29 protein-coding genes and 1 other RNA gene are annotated in these 24,229 nt (G+C 45.7%); 5 read left to right on the top strand and 25 right to left on the bottom strand.

The window, feature by feature from the left end; all coding sequences use genetic code 11:
- Positions 1-226 (bottom strand): transposase (locus VXK47_RS19875; protein ID WP_435550532.1); only part of this gene is annotated, 226 nt, incomplete at its 3' end.
- A gap of 3 nt (positions 227-229) precedes the next feature.
- Between VXK47_RS19875 and VXK47_RS19870 the strand changes: the two genes are divergently transcribed.
- From VXK47_RS19870 to dnaK, 5 genes are all read left to right on the top strand, one after another.
- Entirely contained in the window at positions 230-610 is a 381-nt protein-coding gene (locus VXK47_RS19870; RefSeq protein WP_435550531.1) for a HEPN domain-containing protein, read from the top strand.
- Complete coding sequence (locus tag VXK47_RS19865; RefSeq protein WP_435550530.1) at positions 589-903, top strand: nucleotidyltransferase domain-containing protein; 315 nt, start codon at positions 589-591, stop codon at positions 901-903. The genes VXK47_RS19870 and VXK47_RS19865 overlap by 22 nt, the downstream gene beginning before the upstream one ends.
- A gap of 205 nt (positions 904-1,108) precedes the next feature.
- An RNA gene (ffs, locus tag VXK47_RS19860) (signal recognition particle sRNA small type) lies at positions 1,109-1,206 on the top strand.
- A 311-nt stretch (positions 1,207-1,517) separates the two neighbouring features.
- Complete coding sequence (gene grpE, locus VXK47_RS19855) at positions 1,518-2,105, top strand: nucleotide exchange factor GrpE (RefSeq protein WP_435550529.1); 588 nt, start codon at positions 1,518-1,520, stop codon at positions 2,103-2,105.
- Between the two features lie 55 nt (positions 2,106-2,160).
- Positions 2,161-4,089 (top strand): Hsp70 family protein, encoded by a 1,929-nt coding sequence (gene dnaK / locus VXK47_RS19850; RefSeq protein ID WP_435550528.1) that lies wholly within the window; start codon positions 2,161-2,163, stop codon positions 4,087-4,089.
- A 150-nt stretch (positions 4,090-4,239) separates the two neighbouring features.
- On the opposite strand, the gene VXK47_RS19845 is transcribed toward dnaK, so the two are convergent.
- From VXK47_RS19845 to VXK47_RS19730, 24 genes are all read right to left on the bottom strand, one after another.
- Positions 4,240-5,643, bottom strand: coding sequence for an HD domain-containing phosphohydrolase (locus tag VXK47_RS19845; protein WP_435550527.1), 1,404 nt, complete (start codon positions 5,641-5,643; stop codon positions 4,240-4,242).
- Positions 5,644-5,760: 117 nt separating this feature from the next.
- On the bottom strand, positions 5,761-6,252 hold the full coding sequence (locus tag VXK47_RS19840; RefSeq protein WP_435550526.1) for a hypothetical protein: 492 nt from the start codon (positions 6,250-6,252) through the stop codon (positions 5,761-5,763).
- A 155-nt stretch (positions 6,253-6,407) separates the two neighbouring features.
- Positions 6,408-6,671 (bottom strand): gas vesicle protein GvpG, encoded by a 264-nt coding sequence (locus tag VXK47_RS19835; RefSeq protein ID WP_435550525.1) that lies wholly within the window; start codon positions 6,669-6,671, stop codon positions 6,408-6,410.
- A gap of 58 nt (positions 6,672-6,729) precedes the next feature.
- The gene (locus VXK47_RS19830; protein ID WP_435550524.1) at positions 6,730-7,494 is read right to left on the bottom strand and encodes a GvpL/GvpF family gas vesicle protein; all 765 of its coding nucleotides are present in this window, start codon (positions 7,492-7,494) and stop codon (positions 6,730-6,732) included.
- A gap of 1 nt (position 7,495) precedes the next feature.
- Positions 7,496-7,657, bottom strand: a complete 162-nt coding sequence (locus tag VXK47_RS19825; protein WP_435550523.1) for a hypothetical protein — start codon at positions 7,655-7,657, stop codon at positions 7,496-7,498.
- Between the two features lie 6 nt (positions 7,658-7,663).
- Entirely contained in the window at positions 7,664-7,846 is a 183-nt protein-coding gene (locus VXK47_RS19820; protein ID WP_435550522.1) for a hypothetical protein, read from the bottom strand.
- Between the two features lie 131 nt (positions 7,847-7,977).
- Positions 7,978-8,298 carry a hypothetical protein gene (locus VXK47_RS19815; RefSeq protein WP_435550521.1) on the bottom strand — a complete coding sequence of 107 codons (321 nt, stop codon included), beginning with the start codon at positions 8,296-8,298 and terminating at the stop codon, positions 7,978-7,980.
- Positions 8,295-9,425, bottom strand: coding sequence for a gas vesicle protein GvpN (gene gvpN / locus VXK47_RS19810; RefSeq protein ID WP_435550533.1), 1,131 nt, complete (start codon positions 9,423-9,425; stop codon positions 8,295-8,297). The genes VXK47_RS19815 and gvpN overlap by 4 nt, the downstream gene beginning before the upstream one ends.
- A gap of 77 nt (positions 9,426-9,502) precedes the next feature.
- Positions 9,503-10,249, bottom strand: a complete 747-nt coding sequence (locus VXK47_RS19805) for a hypothetical protein (RefSeq protein ID WP_435550520.1) — start codon at positions 10,247-10,249, stop codon at positions 9,503-9,505.
- A gap of 99 nt (positions 10,250-10,348) precedes the next feature.
- The gene (gvpA, locus tag VXK47_RS19800; RefSeq protein WP_435550518.1) at positions 10,349-10,567 is read right to left on the bottom strand and encodes a gas vesicle structural protein GvpA; all 219 of its coding nucleotides are present in this window, start codon (positions 10,565-10,567) and stop codon (positions 10,349-10,351) included.
- A gap of 32 nt (positions 10,568-10,599) precedes the next feature.
- Positions 10,600-10,890, bottom strand: a complete 291-nt coding sequence (locus tag VXK47_RS19795) for a hypothetical protein (protein ID WP_435550519.1) — start codon at positions 10,888-10,890, stop codon at positions 10,600-10,602.
- A 100-nt stretch (positions 10,891-10,990) separates the two neighbouring features.
- The gene (gene gvpA, locus VXK47_RS19790) at positions 10,991-11,209 is read right to left on the bottom strand and encodes a gas vesicle structural protein GvpA (protein ID WP_435550518.1); all 219 of its coding nucleotides are present in this window, start codon (positions 11,207-11,209) and stop codon (positions 10,991-10,993) included.
- Between the two features lie 233 nt (positions 11,210-11,442).
- Positions 11,443-11,823, bottom strand: coding sequence for a response regulator (locus VXK47_RS19785; protein WP_435550517.1), 381 nt, complete (start codon positions 11,821-11,823; stop codon positions 11,443-11,445).
- The gene (locus VXK47_RS19780; protein ID WP_435550516.1) at positions 11,820-13,316 is read right to left on the bottom strand and encodes a PAS domain-containing sensor histidine kinase; all 1,497 of its coding nucleotides are present in this window, start codon (positions 13,314-13,316) and stop codon (positions 11,820-11,822) included. The genes VXK47_RS19785 and VXK47_RS19780 overlap by 4 nt, the downstream gene beginning before the upstream one ends.
- Positions 13,317-13,450: 134 nt before the next feature.
- A complete protein-coding gene (locus VXK47_RS19775) occupies positions 13,451-14,695 on the bottom strand; it encodes an Hsp20/alpha crystallin family protein (protein WP_435550515.1) in 1,245 nt (414 codons plus the stop codon).
- Between the two features lie 48 nt (positions 14,696-14,743).
- The gene (locus VXK47_RS19770; protein WP_435550514.1) at positions 14,744-15,847 is read right to left on the bottom strand and encodes a gas vesicle protein; all 1,104 of its coding nucleotides are present in this window, start codon (positions 15,845-15,847) and stop codon (positions 14,744-14,746) included.
- Positions 15,848-15,865: 18 nt separating this feature from the next.
- Entirely contained in the window at positions 15,866-16,996 is a 1,131-nt protein-coding gene (locus VXK47_RS19765; protein ID WP_435550513.1) for a GvpL/GvpF family gas vesicle protein, read from the bottom strand.
- Positions 16,997-17,023: 27 nt separating this feature from the next.
- Positions 17,024-17,347, bottom strand: a complete 324-nt coding sequence (locus VXK47_RS19760) for a gas vesicle protein K (RefSeq protein ID WP_435550512.1) — start codon at positions 17,345-17,347, stop codon at positions 17,024-17,026.
- Positions 17,348-17,376: 29 nt separating this feature from the next.
- Complete coding sequence (locus VXK47_RS19755; protein WP_435550511.1) at positions 17,377-17,736, bottom strand: gas vesicle protein; 360 nt, start codon at positions 17,734-17,736, stop codon at positions 17,377-17,379.
- A 31-nt stretch (positions 17,737-17,767) separates the two neighbouring features.
- On the bottom strand, positions 17,768-19,903 hold the full coding sequence (locus VXK47_RS19750; protein WP_435550510.1) for a CDC48 family AAA ATPase: 2,136 nt from the start codon (positions 19,901-19,903) through the stop codon (positions 17,768-17,770).
- A gap of 17 nt (positions 19,904-19,920) precedes the next feature.
- Positions 19,921-20,616, bottom strand: coding sequence for an Hsp20/alpha crystallin family protein (locus VXK47_RS19745; protein WP_435550509.1), 696 nt, complete (start codon positions 20,614-20,616; stop codon positions 19,921-19,923).
- Complete coding sequence (locus VXK47_RS19740) at positions 20,597-22,018, bottom strand: sigma-54-dependent transcriptional regulator (protein ID WP_435550508.1); 1,422 nt, start codon at positions 22,016-22,018, stop codon at positions 20,597-20,599. The genes VXK47_RS19745 and VXK47_RS19740 overlap by 20 nt, the downstream gene beginning before the upstream one ends.
- A complete protein-coding gene (locus tag VXK47_RS19735; RefSeq protein WP_435550507.1) occupies positions 22,011-22,634 on the bottom strand; it encodes a hypothetical protein in 624 nt (207 codons plus the stop codon). Before VXK47_RS19735 ends, VXK47_RS19740 begins: the two co-directional genes overlap by 8 nt.
- Before the next feature lie 269 nt (positions 22,635-22,903).
- A complete protein-coding gene (locus tag VXK47_RS19730; protein WP_435550506.1) occupies positions 22,904-23,689 on the bottom strand; it encodes a sensor histidine kinase in 786 nt (261 codons plus the stop codon).
- Positions 23,690-24,229 lie beyond the last annotated feature (540 nt).

Below are 24,229 nucleotides of genomic sequence, written 5' to 3'. Positions count from 1 at the left end.
AAATTGACCAATAATCCTTACTCCCGCATTTAGGACAAATAAATCCTTCTGGCCAGCGAGTTTTGAGCAGCCAGGCATAACAGTCATCTTCACTCTGAAAGTCTTCCTGGAAAATCAACCAACTCATTTCCCCATAATTTGGCTTAACCCCACAATATTGCTGCTCATGATGTTTATTATAAATAATTGGGTCAGCTAAGTCAATAGGCCAAAAAAGAATATTCATATTATGACTAATAAATATAAAGAATGGCTGAAACAAGCTGATTATGATATGGATACCGCGGATGTAATGCATAGCAGCGGTCGTTATTTCTATGCTGTTTTCATGTGCCATTTGTCCATCGAAAAAGCTCTTAAAGGCCTCTATTGCAAAATTTTGGATCAAGTGCCTCCAAAAACACATAATCTACTTTATCTCTTAAACAATACAGGTAAAAAACCTGAACAGGAATTAGAAAAATTCATCATAAAACTTAATATTGCAAGTGTTGCCACTCGATACCCGGATGATCTGGCAAAAATACAAGCTGACTATACCGAAGAAATCACAAAAGATATAATCACCAAAAGCAAGGGCTTACTAAAATGGGTCAAGATGCAGTTTTAAAAACCATCACGCAATTCAAAAAAGCTTTAGAGTCAATTGATATTCGGGTTGAACAACTTATTTTATATGGTTCGCACTCTGTTGACAAAGCACGTGAAGATAGCGATATTGACGTGGTTGTTATCTCGCCAAGTTTCTCTGATAAGAATTATTGGGAACGAATTGATATTTTAACTGAAGCCATTTACAAAGTCTTTGCTCCCATAGAGGCGACAGCATTTACACCGGAAGAGTGGAAGGCTGAAAAATCTTTAATTGTGGATTATGCCAAGAATGGCATCATAGTGCATTGATGCTAAAAAATATAATAATCAACAGGTTTAGTTGCTTAATAAATTGCTTTTATTACAATTGCTTTTATTATATTAAAAAACAGCAGTTTTCTAAATTTTTCTAAACTTTTGCTTGAAAAAAAACAAATCAGGAGTATATTCAAAAAAGGTTGTACTATGCTCTATATATTTTGTTATCTTCTTAAATTTTAAGGTTCTTGTTAGTTGCCGGACACTGCGCGACAGACGGTTGCGAACCTCGTCAGATCCGGAAGGAAGCAGCGATAAGTGATGCGGTCTGTGTCGTAGCTGATCCCGGCAACTAACAAGAACCTTAGGAAAAATTGCCGGTGGCATGCAGTTGGTTTATCTTCTTTGCCCTTTCACAGTAACAATCATATTTTCTATCCGTATTCTGTTTTTATAAAATAAACTTCTTCCGACGAAGCCGCCATCTTTTGATACCTTAGCAAAAACTCCATCATCTTTTGTGATATAAAATGCAACAATTAGTCCTTGACATTGCTTGAAATAGTCTTATTTTCGAATTGATGATCAGATTTTTATGATATTTTAATATTTAAGGCATAAAAAAAATATATTGCTTAACATGCCCGGAGCGAGAAGATTTGAAGATGACTGACAAAAACAAAATAGACATATCTATTGACAGTGACGGTCCGAATGAAGAAACGACTGATAAATGTGAAATGAAAAATGAAACAAAAATACCTGATACAATAGAGGAACTGAAGGAGAAGCTTAAAAATGCCGAGCTTGAAGCAAAACAGTCATACGAACGTTTTTTAAGAGTATCAGCTGATTTCGAAAATTATAAGAAACGAAGCTCACGTGAAGTCAGTGAATTTAAAAAATATGCAAATGAAAGCATTCTAAGCGAATTGCTGTGTGTGATGGATAATCTTGAACGGGCTATAAATTCTTCGGCAACAGATGAAAAGGTAAACAGTTGCATTGTTGATGGGGTTAAAATTACGTTGAATGAGTTTAAAAAGGTTTTTGAAAATTATGGAGTAAAACCCATAGAATCTTTGTGCAAACCTTTTGATCCTAATTTCCATCAGGCCATGATGCAGGAAGAAACCGATGAGCATCCTGAAAACACTGTTATGTCTGAATTTCAGAAAGGATACACGATTCATGACAGGCTGCTCAGGCCTTCTATGGTTGTAGTATCCAAAGCAAAAACCGATAATAAGTAGAAAAAACAATAATAATGTTTAAATATAATGATTAAACGTCCAAGGAGGATATATTATGGGCAAAATAATTGGTATTGATTTAGGCACCACAAATTCATGTGTAGCAATAATGGAAGGTGGAGAAGCTAAAGTAATAACTAATGCCGAAGGAGGCAGAACCACACCATCTATTGTTGCCATATCCAGCAGCGGTGAAAGACTTGTCGGCCAGATAGCAAAAAGGCAGGCAATAACAAACCCGGAAAATACGGTATATGCGGTCAAACGGTTGATAGGCCGAAAATTCAGCTCTGCCGAGGTTCAAAGAGATGCAAAAATATTACCGTACAAAATAAAGCAGGCCAGCAACGGAGATGTGAGCATAGATGTTCAGGGTAAAGCTCTAAGCCCTGCTGAAATATCATCCTACATACTTGCAAATATCAAAAAAACTGCCGAAGATTATCTTGGAGAAAAGGTGACGGATGCTATTGTTACGGTTCCGGCTTATTTTAACGACAGCCAAAGGCAGGCCACCAAAGATGCAGGCAAGATAGCAGGCCTGAATGTATTAAGGATTATAAACGAACCCACTGCCGCATCCCTTGCCTACGGGCTGGACAAGAAAAAAGAGGAAAAAATAGCCGTATTTGATCTTGGCGGTGGTACATTCGACATCTCAGTTCTTGAAATCGGGGATGGTGTTTTTGAAGTTAAAGCCACAAACGGCGACACTCATCTTGGCGGTGAAGATTTTGATTTAAGACTTATAGATTATTTTGCCTCTGAATTCAGAAGAGAATCCGGCATTGATATAAGAAGTGACAAGATGGCGTTGCAACGGCTTAAAGAGGCTGCTGAAAAAGCAAAAATGGAACTTTCCACCTCTGTTGAAACCGATGTGAATCTTCCGTTTATAACAGCCGATGCGAGCGGGCCCAAACATCTTAACCTGAAAATTACAAGGGCCAAAATGGAAAGTCTTGTTGCAGATCTTCTTGATAAACTGGAAGAGCCCTGCCGGGTTGCTATGAAGGATGCCGGGCTTTCAGCCAATCAGATTGATGAGGTTATACTGGTTGGCGGTATGACCCGTATGCCGTCTGTTCAGGAGCGTGTAAAAAAATTGTTCGGGAGAGAGCCTCACAGAGGTGTTAATCCCGATGAGGTTGTTGCCATAGGAGCTGCCATACAGGGTGGTGTCCTAAAAGGAGATGTAAAAGACGTTCTTCTTCTGGATGTAACTCCATTATCTCTTGGCATTGAGACATTAGGTGGTGTTATGACCAGACTTATTGAAAAAAACACAACGATTCCTACGAAAAAAAGTCAGACATTTTCTACTGCCGCCGATAGCCAGCCTGCTGTGTCTATACATGTTCTGCAGGGAGAAAGAGAAATGGCTGCCGGCAATAAAACTCTGGGTCGTTTTGAGCTTGTGGGGATACCGCCGGCTCCAAGAGGGGTGCCGCAGATTGAAGTTACATTCGATATAGATGCAAACGGAATAGTAAATGTTTCGGCAAAGGATATGGCCACAGGAAAAGAACAGTCTATTCAGATAACAGCTTCAAGCGGATTATCAAAGGAAGAGATTGAAAAGCTTATCAAGGATGCAGAACTTCACGCCGAAGATGACAAGAAGAAAAAAGAGCTTGTAGAAGCCAAAAACACCGCAGACGCCATGATTTATTCAACTGAAAAATCTATAAAGGATTTGGGGGATAAGGTTGATGAGTCAACAAAGAGCAGTGTCGATAGTGCTATAAGCCAACTCAAAAAAGCCATGGAGGGTGAAGACGTTTCCGAAATAAAAAATAAGACTGAAGAATTGACCCAGGCATCCCATAAGCTCGCAGAAGCTATGTATAAGCAGGCTTCTGCGCAGCAAGGTGAGGCTGGCGGAGAGCAGGCAGGGCCCGGCGCTTCACATGAGGGCCAACCAAAAAGTGAGGAAGACGTTGTTGATGCCGACTTTGAAGAAGTAAAAGACGACAAGAAATAAAGCTTACTAAATTTTAATAAGAATTCCGTGGTACGCTTATTCCGGCTTACCGCGGGATTTTTTAATAAAGCAAATGGGTTAATACGCAACTCCATTATATTATCATTGTAGGTCGCAAAGTGTGATCTCCAATATTTCAGCTCTTTCTGCTCAATTCAAACATTCCCCTTCAAGTTTAAAGTCTTTTTCCCGGAATAATCTCAGGCATGCATCAGCAACATCAGTGTCGTAAAGTGTTTCTTTATTATTTTCAATCTCCTCAAGGGCGGCATTAATCCCAAGAGCGGGACGGTAAGGCCGGTGCGATGCCATGGATTCAACAACATCCGCGACAGCCATAATACGGGCGCCTATGAGAATTTCATCCCCTTTCAGACCTCTTGGATAGCCTGAACCATCCATCCGCTCATGGTGCTGATAGACTATCTCCGCCAGGGGCCAGGGAGATTCTACGTACTTTAAAATCTCATATCCACTCCAGGAGTGTCCTTTAATCAGGGAGAACTCGATCTCAGAGAGTTTGGCAGGCTTGGACAATATTTCAGATGGGATGGATAACTTTCCAATGTCATGGATAGAACCGGCCATATGAATACCTTCGACTTGATCCTTGGGTAATCCCAACTCGTTGGCAATGGCGCGGGCAATATTAGCCGATCGTGCCTGGTGACCGGCTGTATAGGTGTCTCTGGTCTTAACAACCGATACCATGACCTGGATGAGCGTACTAAACGACTTTCTGAGGCTTTCTAATGTCTGCAGAAGTTTATTCTCCGCCAGCTTTTGCTCGGTGACATTTCGCATTATGCCGCGAAACCCTATCGGTTTACCGGATGTATTTCTTATGAGAGATACAGAAACCTCAATATTTCGTTTTGTTCCATCTTCTCTAATAAGTTCATAATCAACTCTTTTCGAGGGTTCCCCTGTTATGAAGACTTTCTTAAAGACTTGATACAATATCTGACTGTTCTCCTTATCGGCATGTTGACGGTCATTGACACACATCAATTCAGCGCGGGTATTTCCTAATATTTGACAAACCGAGTCGTTAAAGAAGGTCAGGTTACCGGCAGTATCAACCTCGTAATAGCCTTCCTCGATGTTCTGAAGAATCGTGCGATATCGTTCTTCGCTTTCCCTAAGCGTCTCCTCGGCCCGCTTTCTTTTGAGCCTTGATTCTGTCTCTTTCAATTCCCGTTTTACGGCGAGAGGAAGACGAGACATATTGTTTTTCATGATGTAGTCACAGGCGCCAAATCGCATACACTCCACCGCAGTCTCCTCACCAATAGCTCCGGACACAATGATGAGGGGAATGTCTATTCCGGTTTCCTGCAAGAGGTCAATGGCGGCTAAACCGTTAAATTGCGGCAGCTGGTAATCGCATAAAATGACATCCCATGATTTCTCCAGGATAGCTTTCTCCATAGCCTCGAATGTTTCCACCCGCTCGTATTTCGACTCGAAGCCGGCCTTCTTAAGCTCAAGGATTTCTAATAGGGCATCGTCTTCAGAGTCTTCAGCAATGAGAATACGCAATTTATTGTTCATTTCCTTTATTCTTCCGTTCACACCGGAGGCGGTTCATTCCAGACCAGCCAGTAAAGTCCAAGATATCGCATGGCTTCCATGAACTGGTCAAAATCGACGGGTTTGTGGATATAGCTGTCAGTGCCCAGTTTGTACCCGTCGATCACATCCTTTTCTTCTAACGATGACGTAAGAATTACCACCGGAGTCAGACGGGTTAATTTGTTTTATAATGCCACTTTTCCTGCCTGTCAGGATGGCGCCGTAAAGTAAAATGTCGCCCCTTTTCCTTTTGTAACGCTCCACGCCTGCGCGTATTTTTTTCTCTGTCTGCAACTGCTCCCGGATATGCTGAGTCGTCACCTGTTTTCTTAAATAGGCAAGAAATAAAACGATGGACATAAAAAGTAAAAAAGTAATGGCCGCCATCGCCCGTTGTTCCAGGATCAGAGAAAGGAGATTTGCGTCTGACCTGTCCTTTTCTAAGGTCTGCTCCACTTCGATCGCATGATGCCGATGGCATATAAATAAAGTTATTGAAGAGATGATGAAAAAGACCGAGACGATAATCAGCAGAAAATCCCGGCGGTCAATAAGCCAGGGATGAGTCGGAGCGTCCTTCTCAGCCATTTTATTTTCCTTTCTCCAGTCTCTCGAACAATATTGAGATCATAAATATTAATGGTGAGGAAGAACCAAATGTGTGGAGATAGGCAGGTGCGTCCAATTCCAAGGCCTTCAAATTGAGGGGCGTTGCCCCGGAGAAACAGTTTTTTCTATGATTTTTATTTCGTGGGAACGACCTCATTCTCCCTGTTTTCGACCCTTTCCTTAATGGCGTCAAGACGGTCAAGGAGGACCATTTCTTCGGCGTCGAATTGCGCCTCCGTCATCTGTCCCGTCTCCAGCAACATATAGAGTTCACTAAGCTTGGCAGTGATGTTCTCGGCCTCGTTCGCCTGTTCTTCCTCTGCAGCATCATGGATCCCCTTGAAGATCCACAGAATGCCTTTCGCAGGGGCCAAAAGGATATCATCAATCAGAAACATTTCTAACCTCCTTTTCACAGGGGTGATTATGAATATGAGACCGCGTCGGGTAAAGGTCTCAGGATGAGCGCAGCTCCGCGTCCACGAAATTGTGAGGAGCCCAGGGTCCATTGAAATCGAAGGAAAAGCTGTTGTCGAATCCGCGAGCCGCCTCGAATATAGCCGCCTCAAAATCCTTATCCACAGCCTCCCGACCGACCAGACAGGCCAGATTCATGATGTCCCGTTCGGTCCTGGGAACATTCCGCTTGATTTCAGAACATGCGGGTGACAGAATCTTATAAACCCTGTCCGTATGTTCCTCCCTGTCTTCTTTGAGAACACGGTCAAAGAGACGTCCGACTTCAATCTTGTCTTCCTGAGAGGGGACACGGCTTTTTCCTAAGAGCTGATCTCTCGCCACCCGGATCTCAGCATGGGTATTAACAAAATACTCAAAAATATTCGGCACATCCCATGCGACCCGTAATCCCATCTCAACCTTGCCATGTACTCGGCAAAGTTGTTCGGCAAATGATTTTCGGTTGAGTGACAGTATTCGTTTGATCTCTTTTATACCTGCCGCGATAACGCCGAATGTGATGGGCAAAGGTGTTTCCTCTTCCATAAGGCGTTTCAGAACAGCCTGGTGGGCCGCAATATGTCGGCGTTCCGGGCGGATCTTCCCATTGCTGAAATTACTGACCACTGCAGAGACATGGTTATCCGTAATGAGATAAACAGACTCACCGTCAATGCCGATATTGCCGAATTCTCTGTCCACTGCCGCCGGAATGACGGCATAAAGATATTTTCCACCATTTTTAGTTTCTTTACCGCCCATGTTACCGTCTCCCCCTTATTCTATGTCTGCCTCGGGAAAAATTGCCCCCAAGATGCCCTGAAGCCAGAGTTACGACAGCAAAACCCGTTTTTGCATCCTGGGTGGTCGCTTCACCTGTCATCACTCCTGAATTTAATCCTTTGCCGGAATCATCATTCGACAATCAGGATTATGCCTCGGCGGTAGCATAACTTTTTTGCTTTGAAATATTTACAGACTTAATCCGGCCTTCCTTCAGATTTATCTCCAACAGTGCGTTGCAGGCATAACACTTGACCTGCCCTTCATAATCACTGTAAGTATCTTCATCAAGATCAAGATTATGACCGCAAGATAGACAATTTATCTTCATTCTTCACCCTCTCTTTCTTTTACTGAGTCTCTGAGTCCGAAAGCAACAATATTAAGTTTCCTGTCCAAACGGAGTAAGCATGTCTGGCGATCGAGCACTTCTTTTATGGTCAGCATATCATCCCAACCCTCTCAGTATTTGATCTTAAACGGCCCTGTTGTTTTTCGTGAAGCCACCTTTGGTGACTTATCAGTGTCCGGCATATGCTGGCGCCGAGTCCCGCCGGATTCAAGAGCAGCAATGATTTCCTGCCTTTCCATCTCAATGTCCCCGAAACGCTGATCGATATGACGCACCCTTTCCTGAGCGCTTTGTTTTTCTTTTCCCCGACGGAACTTTTCCATCTCAAGAATGCTGAGCTTCATATAGGCCTTATATGGAATCGCGTTTTCATCCACACTGCCCGAAAGAGTCCTGATATTCTGTACACCTCTCATAATTCTTTTTGTCATTGGCAAACCTCTTTAACTTTCTCTCTGGCCGGTTTTACTGACCCGCAGAATTTACTGATTACTTCTTCTACCTTCTGTATCATGACCGGTTGGCCGCCACGAGTGATCTTGGCGGTATCCGTAGCCAGTACATCCTGACAGATCATCTGAAAGAACGTATCATCCTCACGAACACGACGGTTCTGAGATGCAAGAATACGGCCGATGGCAATCCCTGCCCTAATAGTCGGACGGCTGTTGTTCACACCGAAACTCCTCAATTCCCTCACGATATCCACGATCCTTTCGGAATCTATCCGGGGAAGCCCCGATTTCTTTCTAACGATCATGACTTCCGTATCCCGGTCGTAGTGCTCTAAATGAATGGTGATCAGGCGGTCCATCAGAGCATCCTGGGTCTTGTGAACTCCCGCATATTCTTCGGGGTTGGACGTAAAAATAGCTCTAAACTCGGGATGTACGGACATGTATCCCTCACCGGAGCTGCGTAACTTAGGCAGATTCAGAATTCCTTCTGAAAGAACACTGAGAAGCGGGTTGTTGGCCTCCGGCTTGGATCTGTTGAATTCGTCATAAATAAGGATCTCCCCGTGCTCACAGGCAGTGGTCAACCGGTTGTCCACCCAGAGGCTTTTCATTTCTTCCTCCGTCTTCAGTACTGAGTGGATATAATTATCGACCAGTCTGTTTTTCCGGTAGCCGGAATCCTTGCCCACCAGATCGGAACTGCCGAATTCATCGTCACCGTGGACCAGGGTGACGGGTCGTCCCAGTTTGGACGCCACATGAAAGGCCATGGTCGTCTTTCCCGTTCCTGATACACCGGAAAAATGGACGGGATAACCAGCCACCAGATAAGCTAAAGCCCGCTGCGTGACCTGTTCTACATAGGGAGAAGAAATAAAACTATCGCTGGGCTCGGGCTGAACGCTGTCTTCCCCGACCGATTCCCGAATAGTTGGTGTGCTGACAATTCTAACGGCATTCTTGTTCATGAATTTATATCTCCTTCCTGGGTTTTCCAAATATACATCCTGGCTTTTTGAAGTTGAAAGGGAAGACATAATCTCAAAGGGGTCTCTGTCATAGCCACAGCAAAAGGCGATTGTCAGTTCCTCAAATACCACCGGATTCAAACCCGGACGTCCTCCCTTTCATATAACCTCTCTAAATCAATCTTTTTTTTGTTCAGGAATTGCGGGTTTTATTTCTTATCCCGTTTCCCCTTGATTGTTGTGTTAGCAGGCTTTTCATGCAGCCAGCTCTTCTCTTTTTGTTTCGGTACCTCTACAGAGGCAAAGGCAGGGACCGGCGTTTTAACCTTGGATGGTTCGACCACCGGTTTTTTGGGCATTACCGCCGTCTTCTTTTCTTCTTCTTTCAGCGGTTCCCTGAATGTGACCGGCGGTTTGTTTTCCTTGAACTCAGGTACAGATGCGACCGGCGGTTTTTCTTCCTTGACATCAGGTGTTGCCACCATCTTCTTCTCTGTTGCTTCCACCGTGTGCGATATGGGTTTCGCAACCACCGGGTCGCTCTTCATCGGAACGGGCCGGATCTCTTCAGGATTACGACCGCGCCAGACAATTCGGGCTCCCATAAGGTCATCCGCAGTATCTTTGCACATGCACCTAACCTGTCTCCTTATTTCTGATAAAAAGACTCCCCGGTCATGTGCTCCCTTCCGGGCCATATCGTCCCGGTCTCGCGAAAAGGTACTCAGCAGGGAGTTTACTTCATTGATCCCGGCAAGAACAAAAGCCTCCCGCTCCCCACGTGTTTGTTTTGCCATCGCGGCATGAGCTGCGGCAAAATCAGCCCTCATGGCTGAAACCGTTGCGGCCAAATCCCTGCTTCCACGAGCTAAATCCTGCATCAGCGCGCCACGGTCACCCCGCAAAGCATCAACCTCCCCGCGTAAACGGGTCATATCATTGGTCAGATTACCCATGATGATTCTCCTTCACTTTCTTCTGAAACCGGTACGCCCATGAAAGCCGGAGCATAAAAAGCTCCAGCCTCATGGGCATCCTTCAATCAGCAATCAGTATCATGCCGGAGCAGCTGCACTAGCCGTAAGGCCAATCGCCTCGGCGTACTTGAGATATGTCTCAACCGAAGCTATAACCACTCTCGCCTCGATGGAAAGCAGCTCAATTCCAACCAGAGAAACCTTCACCCATGCATCAATTACGATACCTTTGTCGAGTATACGGTCAACAACTTCTGCCAAACTTGATGAATCTGTTGATTTCTGAACTTTTGCCATTGCTATTTCCTCCCGCTATTATTGTTATAATCTTATTTTGATTTACCGGACCAGGCACGAGCAGCACCCGCAAGATCTGAGGCATTTTCTCTTCTCATCCTGCCGACCTGCTTGTTGATTTTCGCAATATACGAGGTCCGTTCTCTTCCGGTCTTTCTGGCCATCGCAGCATGAGCGGCGGCAAAATCGACCATCATTGCTGAAACCGTTGCGGCCAAATCCCTGCTTCCACGAGCTAAATCCTGCATCAGCGCGCCACGGTCACCCCGCAAAGCATCAATCTCCCCACGCAAACGGGTCATATCATCGGTCAGATTACCCATGATGATTCTCCTTCATTTTCTTCTAAACCGGTACACCCATGAAAGCCGATGCATCAAAAGCTCCAGCCCCATGGGCATCAACTTCAATCAGCAATCGGTATCATGCCGGAGCAGCTGCACTAGCCGTAAGGCCAATCGCCTCGGCGTACTTGAGATATGTCTCAACCGAAGCTATAACTACTCTCGCCTCGATGGAAAGCAGCTCAATGCCAACCAGAGATACTTTCACCCATGCATCAATTACGATACCTTTGTCGAGTATACGGTCAACAACTTCTGCCAAACTTGATGAATCTGTTGATTTCTGAACTTTTGCCATTGCTATTTCCTCCATCTTTTATGTTATTGCGATCTTTAAAAAAACCCTTGGCAGGCATGCCTGTCTTCTATTACTGCATGGCTTATGCCAGCCGCAGAGGCGGGCGTAATTAAATATAACTACCAGTATTAAAAGAATATTCACTGAGATGCGAAGGCCCTTTAATCTCTATCGGAGGAAAATAGGGAATCAGAGCTATGGAACCTATTCCCGTTATAACGGGAGGGCTTCCCCTACCGGCTGGCAAAGCGGGTAATTATATCCACAATATCATCATGCTCGAACGGCTTGCCGATGAAAGCGGCGATCAAACCTTCCCTGATTATACCTTCAATGATCAGATCATCCTGATAGAAGTAACCGGAAACGATTACAATAGGCAAATATGCATTTTTTTTCCGAAGCTGCCGGGCTAATTCGAGACCGTCAATATCCGGTAGTTTAGCATCCAAAAAAGCCATGCCGAATTGGTCACTTTCTGCCAGGTTCAACGCTTCCCTTGCGCTCAGAGCCGTCTTACAGGCAAAACCTGTTTTGCGGATAAGATTTTCCAGAATCCAGCACATCTCGGGCTCGTCATCCACAATGAGAATCGGGGCGTATTTTTCGTTCATGCTTCACCTCCGCCGTAATGAGCTGGTAAGTTAACTGTAAAGGTGCTTCCTGAACCTTCGGCGCTTTCCACATCTATGGTTCCGCTGTGCTGCTTTACGATAGAATAACAGAGAGACAGGCCGAGACCGGTACCTTGACCCACGATGGAAGTCGTATAAAAAGGGTCGAATATCTTCCCGATTTCCCTGGGTGAGATGCCGCAACCGGTGTCTGTAACCTGCACCCGGACCCTGGAATCAAATATTTTCACATCAATTCCAAGGTTCCCACCGGAAGGCATGGCGTTTATGGCATTTAAGAAGAGGTTCATGAAGACCTGTTGCAGCAGTGTGGCCACCCCTTCCACCACAACCGGTTGTCGGGGAAAGGAAGTATTGATCTCGATCTTGAGGATTTTGGCGTGATAGGTCACAAGGATCTGGGTCTCTTTGATCAGGGAGATGATATTGATCAAGGTTGTTTGGGTCGTTTTGGAAGGATGGGAGTATTTGAGAAGATTCTCGATGATTGCCGAGGTGCGCCGGATACCCATATGGATCTTATCAGCGCACTCCCGGCGAAACTCCGGCGTGCCATCTTCTTCCATAAGAAACTGGGCGCTGGACGAACAAATGGCAAGCGGATTCCTTATTTCATGGGCAATGCCGCCTGCCATGACCCCGAGAGCGGCAAATTTTTGGGCCTGATGCAACTCCATCTCAAGCTTCCGCCTTTCCGTCAAATCACGGCCCACGGCTACTACGCCCGCCGTATGATTGTAACTGTCCTTCAGGGGAGAAAAAACAAAGGAAACCGGAATGGATGTCCCTTTACTTGTCCGCAGAGTACACTCCTTCATCTGGGCATACTTACGCATATCAATGAGGGAAAAAATATCATGGATATCTTTATGATCCTCATCGGTGCAGAAGTCCACAAAACAGCGTTCCCGTACCTCAGTTACCTGAAAACCGGTGAGTCTTTCCGCAGCTGTGTTCCATGTTAAAATCCTGCCCTTTCTGTCCGTGGACAGGATAAGGTCGCTGGCGCTCTCCACAATGCTTGCCAGGTGCCGCTCAACCCGCCGTACCTCTTCGCCAAGACGTACCTGTTCCGTCACATCATCCATCAGGAGTACCGCTCCTTCTACCCGGCCCTGCCAGGTAAAGGGCAGTAAGCTGTAATAATAAATACGAATGGATACTCCGGGGGCGCGGTAGGTCATCCGCTCACCCTTGACCGGCTGATTTTTTTCAATGACATGGCGTATACGCTTGGTAATATCCATCTGGTCGAGGATGATGGTGGGAAATACTTCTTCCAGCCGGTAGCCGATGGTATTGGTGAGGGTCCTCTGTCCCTTTTCGAGAAAATTTCGATTCGCAGAGACAATGCGCATATGCTGATCGATCAGCAGCACAGACGATGGAATGGCGTCCAGAAGCATGGTATAAAGCTGCTCGTATCGTTTTGAAAGTTCATGGTCTGCTTCAATCGAGGTTTGATCTTCCATTTTTGCTCTCTCCTTCTACTGGATACATATCCATTAGCTCTGAAAACAAGACCGGAATTCACAGAATCCGGGATCGTGTATACGGAGTTATCGAGATGAGACGGTACGGGAACTCACCATTTCTTTGCTGCTTTTTAAGCCGGTTTACAATCCATTTTTTTTAATTTTACTTCCAATATATTATTATTATACCTGCTGGTAATAGTATCAGTATTAATTCCTGCCGGCAGATAAATTTCTTTGTGAAAATATTTATCTGCATCAATAATAAGTTTATTATTATTCGACACACTTAATCGTAACTCATCTTCTGTAATACCAAACAACTCCAAACAGACTACCAGATTATCATCCTCATCAAATATATCCGGAAGCAGCTCTCTTCTTTCTCTGTGAGGCTGACCGGCTAACCACCAACTGAATGTAACATTCTCACCGGTTTCCCGGTCAGCTCTTGAACTCTCGAATGAGAGTATAGGGTAACCGATTATCTTTTCTGCTGCCGGATTTATAATTTCCTTTATTTTAAGTAAAACATCCATATGGTTAGGAGCTTCTGTGAGCTTTGCGAGTGTGTCAATTCCGGCGTGTCTGTTTTCATAAAGAAACCAGAGTATCTCTTTAGAAGCGCCATCCAATTCGACAGCAATTTTATCCAGGTCCTCCAAGTCCACTTTTATTAATATCCTTTCATATAGCTCTTTTCTCCACTTCTCTAAATTAAGCGCTATAATCCATGCTTTTAATAATTCTCCCAAAGATTCATATTCCACACATATCGTATCACTTTTACTAACTCCATAAACCCTTTTTTCTATTCTCAGGCCCTTAATGCTGCTTAGAGGTGTCTCCCAAAAAATTCCCGTCGACTGGGAAAAGGCTATCTTCTTTTGGGTAAGAAGAAGTGTTCCAAGTCTCCACATGGATTGATCCGGTCTTAAATAACTACCCTTTTCCTTTAAAATTACTTCTTCAGGGTGCGGGCGATGGACTGAAGACTGCGGATCGGAAGCTATAGATTTTGCCATCTGCCCTCTCTCCTCAATATCCCTTTTCCAGTTATCAGCATCTTTTATGGCGATATACGGTACTCTCCTGCCTTCACGAACTATATTAAGTTGTTTTACTTTCTTGCCCAGAATCCATTCCCTCTTTACTATATTTATAGTTTTTATCTGGCTGAGCAGGACCTGAAACAGTATCTTTCTGACCTGAACAAAAAGCAGTCTCTTGTTAGTAAGGTATAAAATTCCCAGCCTCCAGGTTGAAGCAAGCGAACTCCCGATATCATAACTTGCCGTAAAATACTTAATAATTTCCTCATCTTGCTGCAAAGGTAAAATGACCGGTTTTTTTATAGTATCTAAATAGCTTTTCATGTTGTGATTGCTTTTCCTGATGACCCCTAACACTTCATTTTCAATTTATTAAGCCGATAAGGCCGCTTTGGCCATCTTCTTTAATTTAGGGCTGACCCAGCCGCAGCTTGAGCAACCTTCTTCTAATAGTTCTTTGACCGGGGCAGGCTTGCCGCACTGGGGACATGTTTCGGTTTCCTCACTTATCTTGCCAGAAACAATCCTATTTATCGCTTCCGCCCATTCATCTATTTCCTTTCCGGCAAAAGAAGATGTTTTTCTTGTTGAATTAACCCCATATATTATATCGAGAACCCTCTCTTTTTTGCTGTCCAGCCCGCTTACCTTTCTAATATCACTAATGACATTGCTTATCCGATCAATAGATACATCAAAAACCAACTTCTTCTCAAAATCATACCACCAGAATAACCTCTTATCTGTAAGATAGAGATGCCCTGGTCTCCAGGTCTCTTGCTGAATTCCTTCAGCCGGCGATAGATACCACACCTTTTTTCCCCGATGAACAACTCTTTCTTCCTCCATCAACGAACCTGCAATTTGCTCATCTTCAAGCTCCGGAAGAATGGGGTTTTCTTCCAGCGAAAATCCCATATCCCTTGTTCTCTGTTCAATAGCGTCCTTTAACTGGTCTGTCTCTACTGAGCTGAGTCGATGCACTCGGTCCTGTTTGTCAAGAAGATAGAGCACCAGTTTTTGTTTTTCCTTAACGAAATGCTCTTCCTTTTTTATTATCAATGCTTTTATTTCTTCCAATGGTATCTGAAAGGTGATTTCATCGAAATCCTGACGGTGAAGAATAAGTCTTTTGTCAGTCAAATAAAAATAGCCCGGCTTCCATGCGGCGTATATCCCCTTGCTATAGTAATAAGAACCATACATTTTCAGGGCAATCTCTTCTCCTTCAACCAGAGAAGGGATAACCTTCTTCCGATGTTCTCTCTCCCACGCCCTGCTTTTTTCATCCCACGCCTGCATCACACCATATTTAAGCATGGTTTCCATTCCTGCCAGCGCTGCCCTCAGGTTGACTCCGATCAAAGGAATGCCGGCAACCGACACGATCAGGTCGGCATTGAGCACCAGGCCTTTGTCCAGAACTCGGTCAAGAAGGTCTACTAAGGTTGCGTTGGTGCTTCGTTGGGGTTCCATGGTTATCAGTGTCCACTACTATACAAACGAGTAAGGCGGCCATGGCCCGGTATATCGGACGGAAAAACCTTCAAGGGCATCGATCTTTTCCAGCTCTTCTCCTAATTTTTTGCTGGCCTCTTTAGGAAGCAGACAGGATAGATTCATAAGCATCTGTCTTCCATCCTCCGCTTTTTTGGTCTTTTCTACCTTGAGGTCATCTGCACAGGGTTTAATCCTCTCGAAAAACTCCTTAAAATCCTGATCCGCCTTTCCTTCCATCTCCTTTTTTATGAGATCCTCCAATTTCTGTTTATACATATAGGCCAGACCTTTTGGCTTTGATTTTATCTCCTCATTTAATTTCTTAATCTCCGGACTCTCCTCGATAATATTTTTGGCGATAATTTTTGGATACCAGAAGACCTGCACGCCATATTCCGCCCTGCCTCCGATCTTTCCCATCTTTTCCTTCAGATTGTCATAATCATCTTTTAACCAATTCTCCATATTCTCTTTCGGGGATGTAGTCTCATCTCCTTGAATTATGGTGTCAAAACCGAGAGGAAGAACGCCGCCGAACCTTTCCCATGCCCGGTCGATCACATTCTGGTGCGCCATTACCCACCCCTTCATTATTTCTTCATTTTCCGATTTATACGGTTCAGCAGGGCAATTGTGGACAACTCCGCAAATATCCTTATAGGGTATGGTGTAAACCTCATTTTCCTCTATTCCAATCTTGCCGAAGCTCACTTCTTCACTCCCTTCAACCACGCAGTAAAGATATCGCCCCATTGCGGATTGAGGATTCCCAAGGTCCGATGCCTGCGGTTCGATGTCCGATGTCTGATGTCTGGCGTCCCGTGGCGTAGGTCCCTCCTGGCTGGAGGCAGATGTCCGGTATCCAGGGCCAGGGGACGGATCTATCTTTGGTTCCTGAGCCCCGCCATCTGCTTCTATTACATCAGGTTTGGCAACCTGTTGATTATCCTCGGTTTCCGGAGGTTCTCCTGCCAAATCATCTAGGGCCTTGTAGGCCGAATCGCGAATGGCCGCCCTCAGCTTGGAAAGAAGCGAGGCTTTTACTATCCCCCTTATCGTATCTTCATTCTCAGCAAGGATATCCCTTATCTCTTGCCTCACAAGCTGTTCTATTATTTCTTTCACTTCCTTCATGTCCTATCAAACCTCTCACTAAATTCCCTTTTCTTCTGCTTCTTTTCTCCACCTTTCAGGATTTATTACCTTATCTATCACATCATCCACAATACTATCCAAGCCATCCCTTACGGATTTAACAGACTCAGTAACCCCCTGTTCCCTTTTTATCTCATCAATCGCAATGTCCAAATCCTGCAATGCCTCGCCGAGCCTGTCCATCTCCTGCTCGGACAGAGCGCCTCCCTCCATACGCTTCATTGCCTGAAGTCTGAGGGCGTCTTTAATTATCTCTACCAAAGCAATGACTAAACCTAAAACCCCGTGCTTTAGATTGTTTTCATCAATATCGATCGGCATTTTTTCGACTCCTGATGTTTTTATAGACTTTATGTTTCTGCTGCGAGCGCCCTGGCTTTGGCGGATACCCAGCCACACCACGGGCATCCGGCGCCCATAAGTTCTTCTGCCGGCACCCGTTTGCTACACTGGGGGCATTCTTCCTTGCCTATTGTGGCTTCTTTCCAGGCAGCGGTTTCTGTATTGGTTCCGCTGGGAAATTCCAAACCGTATTTAGCGGCGGTCTCAAACGAAGCTAATGCAGCCCTGATTTTTATACCAAGCAGTTCAACACCGGCGACAGAAACAGTAATATCGGCATTGATTACCAAACCCTTATCCAGAATGCGGTCTATTACATCAACTAAGGTACCGCCGCCGGAATATCCTCTTGTCGGCTCTAAAGCCATTTCACTCCTCCTTTAATTGGGTCCGTGTGACTCATACCATCCCCATCAGCACTTCCTCAATGACCGTCTCGATATCCCGGTTAGTGATAAGAATGACCGGCTCCTCAGCCTCTGCTTTTTCCAGAGTCTTCACAGCACGGCGCACCGCTGTCATAGCTGCTTTGCGCACTACAGCCGCAATGTCGGCGCCGCTGAAACCTTCCGTTTTCTCAGCCAATGCGGCGGATTGCACCCCTTTTGCCACCGGCTTTTGGCGAAGATGAACGGCAAAGATCGCCTCCCTGTCCCTTTGGTCCGGCATCATCATTTCCACTATGTCATCAAAGCGTCCCGGACGGAGAACTGCCGCATCCAGCATATCCAGGCGATTGGTTGCTCCTAAAACAAGAACCCCCCGAAGTTCGTCAATTCCGTCAAACTCTGCCAGAAACTGGCTCAGAATCCGTTCCGAAACATGAGAATCCGAAGCACCGGCGCTTCTGGTTGGTACGAGGGAGTCGATTTCGTCGAAAAAGATAATGCAGGGCGCGGCCTGCCGGGCCTTGTGAAAGATCTCCCGGACTCCCTTTTCCGACTCCCCGACCCATTTCGACATCAGGGCCGGCCCTTTGATGGAAATAAAATTCACATGGCTTTCCGTGGCGATAGCCTTGGCCATCATCGTCTTGCCGCATCCGGGCGGGCCGACAAGGAGAATCCCCTTGGGCGGTGTCACGCCACCCTTTTCAAAAAGGCGGGGATATTTCAGAGGCCATTCTACAGCCTCAATAAGGCGCTCTTTCAGGAAAAACATCCCTCCCACATCGTCCCAGTGGATATTTGGGGATTCAACAAACACCTCCCGTATTGCGGAGGGCTCGATCTCCCGCAAAGCAGCAAGAAAATCCTCCATGCGCACCTCAAGTTTCGATAAGGTTTCATAAGGAATTCCCGTTTGTCCGAAATCGATCTCCCCCATGATCTGGCGCAGACAGATCATGGCTGATTCCCGGCAGAGAGCTTCTAAATCCGCTCCTACAAAACCGTGAGTGATCTCCGCCAGATGCTCCATAAGCACATCTTTGGCCAATGGCATTCCCCGGCTGTGAATCTCCAGGATCTCCAGACGGCCGCGACGGTCCGGGATGGGGATAACGATCTCCCGGTCAAAACGGCCCGGACGTCTCAGGGCAGGATCAAGGGCATTTGGGATGTTGGTGGCGGCAATTACGATGACATTTTGTCTTTTATTAAGGCCGTCCATAAGAGCCAGGAGCTGGGCTACGACACGCTTTTCAACGTCTCCTACAACATTTTCCCGTCGGGGGGCGATAGCGTCGATCTCGTCAAGAAACAGGATGCTCGGTCCCTTACGGGTCGCCTCCTCGAAAATTTTTCTGAGATGGGCCTCGCTTTCACCGTAAAACTTGTGAATGATCTCAGGTCCGCTGATGGAAAAAAAATTGGCCTCCGTTTCATGAGCAATGGCTCTTGCAATGAGGGTCTTCCCGCACCCGGGAGGGCCGTAGAGAAGTACTCCCTTGGGTGCATCAATTCCCAGGCGTTCAAAAACTTCGGGATAACGCAGTGGCAGCTCTATCATTTCCCGTATACGTTGGAGCTGGGATTTCAGACCTCCGATATCTTCATAGGCCAGAGTCCTGCCGCTTTCTTCTTCTCCCTGAGGCTTGCCGATAACCAGAATTGTGGCCGGGTTGATAATTACCGGGCCTTTGGGCATTACGGCTTCGACCTTGAAAAAGGCAGCGCGGCTGCCGAACAGGGCCGCCTGGATTTTTGCCCCTTCCATAACCGGCAGACCGTCCAGAAGGCTTCCGATGTATTGCAGATCACGTTCCGCCGGAGTGATGTTGGTCGGTGTCAGAACGATCCGTTCCGCCGGACGGCACTTTATCTTGCTGATCTTAACCGTTTCGTCGAGGCCAACTCCTGCGTTTTCCCGTGTCAGGCCATCGAGTTGGACCCGCGACTGACCCCGGATTTCCTGATATGCCGGCATGACTTTGCAGAGGGCCTTGCGTTTTCCCTCAACCTCTACCGTGTCTCCGACAGCAGCTTCAAGCCGTTCAAGATCTTCCGGTCCCATCCTGGCCAGAGCACGTCCGACGTCTTTGGTAATGGCTTCCGTTACTTTCAATTTGATAAACTGTTTTTCAGTCTCTTTCATATTTTCTCACCTGTCTTTTATTCCGTCTTTTCACAGCGGATAGTCACGATACCGTTGTTGCAGGTCACTTTTGTCTTTGTTTTGGAAATTCCGTAACGAAGGAGAACTTCCTTCCGGTATTTCTTTTCTCCCTTGTCGGCCAGGATCGTCAGGACATCATCACGGATATCAATTTTTATATCATCCGGTCCCACGCCGGGCATTTCGGCGATCAGAGTGGTGGCATCGTCATCTTCAAAAACATCAATAAGGGGCTCATGGATTTCCTGAACCACCGCCTCGCCGGTTTTCTTATCCTTTCTGATATTGCCGAAGGGTTCCACTTTGATAGCATCATCCTTACCGCCAAGGCCTGTTTTCAGGCTGAAACCATAGACCCCCTTAATGCTTCCTTTTTTGGAGGGAAAGGCAAATTCTCCCTTTTTAGTTACGGTTTCCCCTTTCTCAGATATTTCGCTCAGCTTTTCGGCTATATCGGTCAAACCGCTGAGAATGCTGCCGAAACGATTCTCGCCCCCTGCCTTTTCCCTGGTGCGCCCTTTTTCGCCATCTTCATAGTTTGATGTCTGCCGCCTGGAAAACTGCTCCCCTGCTTCGGACAACTTCCCTAAATTGTTTATAAAGCCGGTCAAGCTATCCAAAAGGCCACCCCCGATGTCTGCACGGTCTGATCCTGTTCCTTTACGATCGGTCTTACGTTTTGTTGTCATCATTCCCTCCGTTCTGCTGAATGCCGAATTTTTTTGCCTTAGTGTGAATGGTTTTGTAATCGACCTGTAACAATCTGGCTGCTCTGGCCTTGTTTCCTCCCGTGAAGCGCAGGACTTCGTTAATAACCTCAGTTTCCACAGCTAATACACTTTGTTGAACAATTTCTTTCAATGATGTATTTTTCCAGGGCATTCCCTCGACTCTAGGGGAGAAGGCAAGCCCCGGAACCGAGGCCCGCTTGATGCTAAGATCCTTTTCCGTGATCATCTCCCTGGCTACCAGAGCCGCCCGCCGTATCACTGAGCGCAGCTGCCGGACGTTACCCGGCCAGTTATAAGACATCAATGCTTCCACCGCCTCGTCTGAGAAGCCGGTTATCAACTTTTTCAGCTCGATATTGGCCATATCCAGAAATCGTTTCGCCAGGTAAGGAATGTCTTCCTTTCTTTCCCTGAGCGATGGCACCTGAATAGTAAATTCATTAAGACGATAATAGAGATCCTCGCGAAAGCTACCACAGGCCGACATTTCCAGCAGGTCCTGGTTAGTAGCTACAACGAGCCGGATGTCCACGTTTACCGGCTTTATTCCTCCAACCAGGTAAAACTTCCGGTCCTGGATCACGCGAAGGAACTTTGCCTGGGAACCGAAGGGCATATTTCCAATTTCATCCATAAAGATGGTGCCGCCGTGGGCCAGCTCAAATTTCCCTAATTTCTGACGGTCCGCCCCGGTGAAAGATCCTTTTTCATGGCCGAACAGTTCGCTCTCCAGAAGATTCTCCGGGATGGCACCGCAATCCACCGCAATAAAGGGCGCCGACGCCCGGGTACTATCACCGTGAATGGCTTTAGCAACAAGTTCCTTTCCCGAACCCGTTTCGCCCATGATTATCACTGAAAAGTCCGATTTGGCCACCCGGTGAACGTCTCCTGTCAGGCGGGCGATCTTTTCGCTTGGCCCCATACTTTCGATGAGACTGAAGTTTCCGTTGTAATGATCGGTCAGTTTTTTTAGGTTTTTTCTTAATTGGCCTTCCGCAAGGGCCCGATTGACAATCCAGACAACCTCGTTGTTGTCGAAAGGCTTGGCAAGATAATCATATGCCCCTCCCTTCATGGCTTCAACAGCCTGGTGAATGTTGGCATACGCCGTGATGAGAACAACAGGCAGATCGTCGTCTATCCCCTTTATTTTTTTAAGGACTTCAATGCCGTTAATGCCCGGCATGTGCACATCTAAAAGGATGAGATCGGGAACCTCAAGGCAGATCTGCTGCATTGACTCCTGGCCGTCCTCAGCAGTGACGACCCTGAGCCCTTCCTTTTCCAGGATTTGGATCAGAATTTTCCGGATTTCCTCTTCATCATCAACAACCAAAACAAGTGGAATTAGTTCAGACATAGCCTTTCCCCCTTTTATCTGAGAGATTTTGCATGGGGTATTGAACCTGGATATCTTCCGGCAGATAGTTCGCAACATTGTGCAACATCCCCAGAAAAAGGATGCCTGTTTCCCCGGGCAACAGGGTCTGATCAATTCTGTTGGCAATAAATGTATCCCGTTTGGCTAACAGGAGATTGCCGGCATCCTTCTGCATGGCTTGCGTTCGAACCGCTTCTTTTAAATCTCCGGATTTGAGAGCAAGATAGGTGAGTTGGTATTCTTCAATCAGCAAGTCAGGAGATTCCGTTCCCATGATTGTTGCGCCCTTTTCGATGAGGTGAACCAGAAGCTGGTGATTCAGGCTGCCGTTTTTTGCAAGATCCTTTACGATGTCTAATTCCCTCCCGCAGACAGGGATACCATCCTGATACAAGCGGGTCTTTTCATAAACAAAGGAAATGCGATTCAGGGTATCTTCAACTGCTGACCAGAAGCTATTGATAATGTTAACTTTCTTATGCCAGACCCGAGCGCCGAACTTTTGCATGGTGATTTTGCGGACGGACTCGCTAAGGGTGCCCATATCGGTCTGGCTATGGACGATGGGAATGTATAGGAGGGTTCTTGTTGCCATGGTTTTTCTGATCGGGTTTCCCCATGATATGGAATAATTTCTATGGAATTCATTCCATAGAAGTATGGAATGAATTCCGGTGAGTCGAAGGTTATTCCGTACCGTATAAGTGTGATTTCGTCTCGTTATCCCCTCTTATTACAAGCTTATGACAAGTGATTTGCATCTTGTTAACAAGTCGGCTTCCAGGAATAAAGCATGAATCATGCCTGGAAGAAAATAAACCGGATAAGGGTGACCGGTGTCAATTTTGTGAAGCGCACAATTGCTTACAAGCTGGAAAGAGGTAGTTCCACTATGAAGGATGTTCCGCCTGTGTCGTTTTTCTCAAAACGGATCGTTCCTCTGTGCTCCGCAAGGATACCTTTACATATATACAAACCCAGTCCGGTGACTTTTCCCGGATCTTTTGTGGTAAAAAATGGATCAAAAATTCTATTCATATTTCCTTCAGAGACACCGCAACCATTATCGGCGACAATCAACAGGACTGAAGAAGGTTTATCGGTGGTTATCGGATACTGAACCGTGATGATCAATCGTTTCTGAAGGGTATTCAACAGGGCGTCGCAGGCGTTTAGAATGAGATGGACCATCAGCTTTGATATCCCTTCCATTTCCATTTTTACCGGGATGACGGCCGATGAGGGATAATAGACGACACGGATATTATCTTCCTGTATTCTGCGCTCGGTCATTTTCAGACTCAATTTGATCACATCGCGCAGATCACCGTTCACATGAGGTCTTGGATGGATAGTGGATGATTGAAGCAAATCCTGACTGATCTTTGCGATCCTTTGCAGCTGTTCCATGCAGATTCTTACACTTTCTCCTGCCTGATCGCTTAGTGTTTCGTCTTTCATAAATTGGAGCCGTGAGGAGATGATGCTGACAGGATTGAGGAGTTCATGGGCTACGCCTGCGGCCAGACGCCCGATTGCCGCTTCCTTTTTGAACTGAACCAGAGTATCTCGTGTTTCCTGCAACTGCTGAACAGTTTCGATAAGATGTTTTTCCGCCTGCCCGCGCTCAGACTTGGGGTTGTTTTTCATATATTGAATTTCCTTAAATATTGGCACACCCCTATAAAAGCTATTTATGTATTATGATATCTACTGGTGGTGAAAAAAATGGAGAAGATGACGATTGGAAAAATTTATTTACTGATACTGACTCAGTTTTTTGTATTCTACGACCAAATATTATAAAGTCAATATTTTTATGAATCCCATAATCCGCAATACACATAAATCTTAGATTATGGGTATTGAAATATCGTTGATTCCCTGGAATAATATGGATAATATATCAAGATAAACCGCATCCTGGGTTTTTTTAGCTTACGTGATAAATAATAGGGCGGGATAATAATGAAATATCCTTTGAAAAAATCGGCCGCTCCAAGAACTCTTGAAACCTGCTTAGGTGTGTGTATTCTTTTAATTATTGCATTATGGCCTATTGACTTAGCTGACCCAATTATTTATAATAAACATCATGAGCAGCAATATTGGGGTTAAGCAAAATTATGGGGAAATGAGTTGGTTGATTTTCCAGGAAGACTTTCAGAGTGAAGATGACTGTTATGCCTG

Source organism: Desulfobacterium sp. N47 (assembly GCF_051233685.1).
Lineage (GTDB): Bacteria > Desulfobacterota > Desulfobacteria > Desulfobacterales > RPRI01 > RPRI01.
Note: the sequence above shows the minus strand (reverse complement) of the source record. Positions and strands in the feature narration are given on the sequence as shown.

Coding starts and splice junctions, on each gene's coding strand:
- VXK47_RS19780 (WP_435550516.1), bottom strand. CDS start 13,316: ATGGAAGATCAAACCTCGATTGAAGCAGACCATGAACTTTCAAAACGA.
- VXK47_RS19865 (WP_435550530.1), top strand. CDS start 589: ATGGGTCAAGATGCAGTTTTAAAAACCATCACGCAATTCAAAAAAGCT.
- VXK47_RS19820 (WP_435550522.1), bottom strand. CDS start 7,846: ATGAAGATAAATTGTCTATCTTGCGGTCATAATCTTGATCTTGATGAA.
- dnaK (WP_435550528.1), top strand. CDS start 2,161: ATGGGCAAAATAATTGGTATTGATTTAGGCACCACAAATTCATGTGTA.
- VXK47_RS19845 (WP_435550527.1), bottom strand. CDS start 5,643: ATGAACAATAAATTGCGTATTCTCATTGCTGAAGACTCTGAAGACGAT.
- VXK47_RS19750 (WP_435550510.1), bottom strand. CDS start 19,903: ATGAAAGAGACTGAAAAACAGTTTATCAAATTGAAAGTAACGGAAGCC.
- VXK47_RS19740 (WP_435550508.1), bottom strand. CDS start 22,018: ATGTCTGAACTAATTCCACTTGTTTTGGTTGTTGATGATGAAGAGGAA.
- VXK47_RS19735 (WP_435550507.1), bottom strand. CDS start 22,634: ATGGCAACAAGAACCCTCCTATACATTCCCATCGTCCATAGCCAGACC.
- VXK47_RS19730 (WP_435550506.1), bottom strand. CDS start 23,689: ATGAAAAACAACCCCAAGTCTGAGCGCGGGCAGGCGGAAAAACATCTT.
- VXK47_RS19830 (WP_435550524.1), bottom strand. CDS start 7,494: ATGGGCGGTAAAGAAACTAAAAATGGTGGAAAATATCTTTATGCCGTC.
- VXK47_RS19785 (WP_435550517.1), bottom strand. CDS start 11,823: ATGAACGAAAAATACGCCCCGATTCTCATTGTGGATGACGAGCCCGAG.
- grpE (WP_435550529.1), top strand. CDS start 1,518: ATGACTGACAAAAACAAAATAGACATATCTATTGACAGTGACGGTCCG.
- VXK47_RS19795 (WP_435550519.1), bottom strand. CDS start 10,890: ATGGGTAATCTGACCGATGATATGACCCGTTTGCGTGGGGAGATTGAT.
- gvpA (WP_435550518.1), bottom strand. CDS start 11,209: ATGGCAAAAGTTCAGAAATCAACAGATTCATCAAGTTTGGCAGAAGTT.
- VXK47_RS19770 (WP_435550514.1), bottom strand. CDS start 15,847: ATGGAACCCCAACGAAGCACCAACGCAACCTTAGTAGACCTTCTTGAC.
- VXK47_RS19745 (WP_435550509.1), bottom strand. CDS start 20,616: ATGATGACAACAAAACGTAAGACCGATCGTAAAGGAACAGGATCAGAC.
- VXK47_RS19815 (WP_435550521.1), bottom strand. CDS start 8,298: ATGACAAAAAGAATTATGAGAGGTGTACAGAATATCAGGACTCTTTCG.
- VXK47_RS19755 (WP_435550511.1), bottom strand. CDS start 17,736: ATGGCTTTAGAGCCGACAAGAGGATATTCCGGCGGCGGTACCTTAGTT.
- VXK47_RS19870 (WP_435550531.1), top strand. CDS start 230: ATGACTAATAAATATAAAGAATGGCTGAAACAAGCTGATTATGATATG.
- VXK47_RS19775 (WP_435550515.1), bottom strand. CDS start 14,695: ATGAAAAGCTATTTAGATACTATAAAAAAACCGGTCATTTTACCTTTG.
- VXK47_RS19805 (WP_435550520.1), bottom strand. CDS start 10,249: ATGGGTAATCTGACCAATGATATGACCCGTTTACGCGGGGAGGTTGAT.
- VXK47_RS19835 (WP_435550525.1), bottom strand. CDS start 6,671: ATGTTTCTGATTGATGATATCCTTTTGGCCCCTGCGAAAGGCATTCTG.
- VXK47_RS19760 (WP_435550512.1), bottom strand. CDS start 17,347: ATGCCGATCGATATTGATGAAAACAATCTAAAGCACGGGGTTTTAGGT.
- gvpA (WP_435550518.1), bottom strand. CDS start 10,567: ATGGCAAAAGTTCAGAAATCAACAGATTCATCAAGTTTGGCAGAAGTT.
- VXK47_RS19840 (WP_435550526.1), bottom strand. CDS start 6,252: ATGGCTGAGAAGGACGCTCCGACTCATCCCTGGCTTATTGACCGCCGG.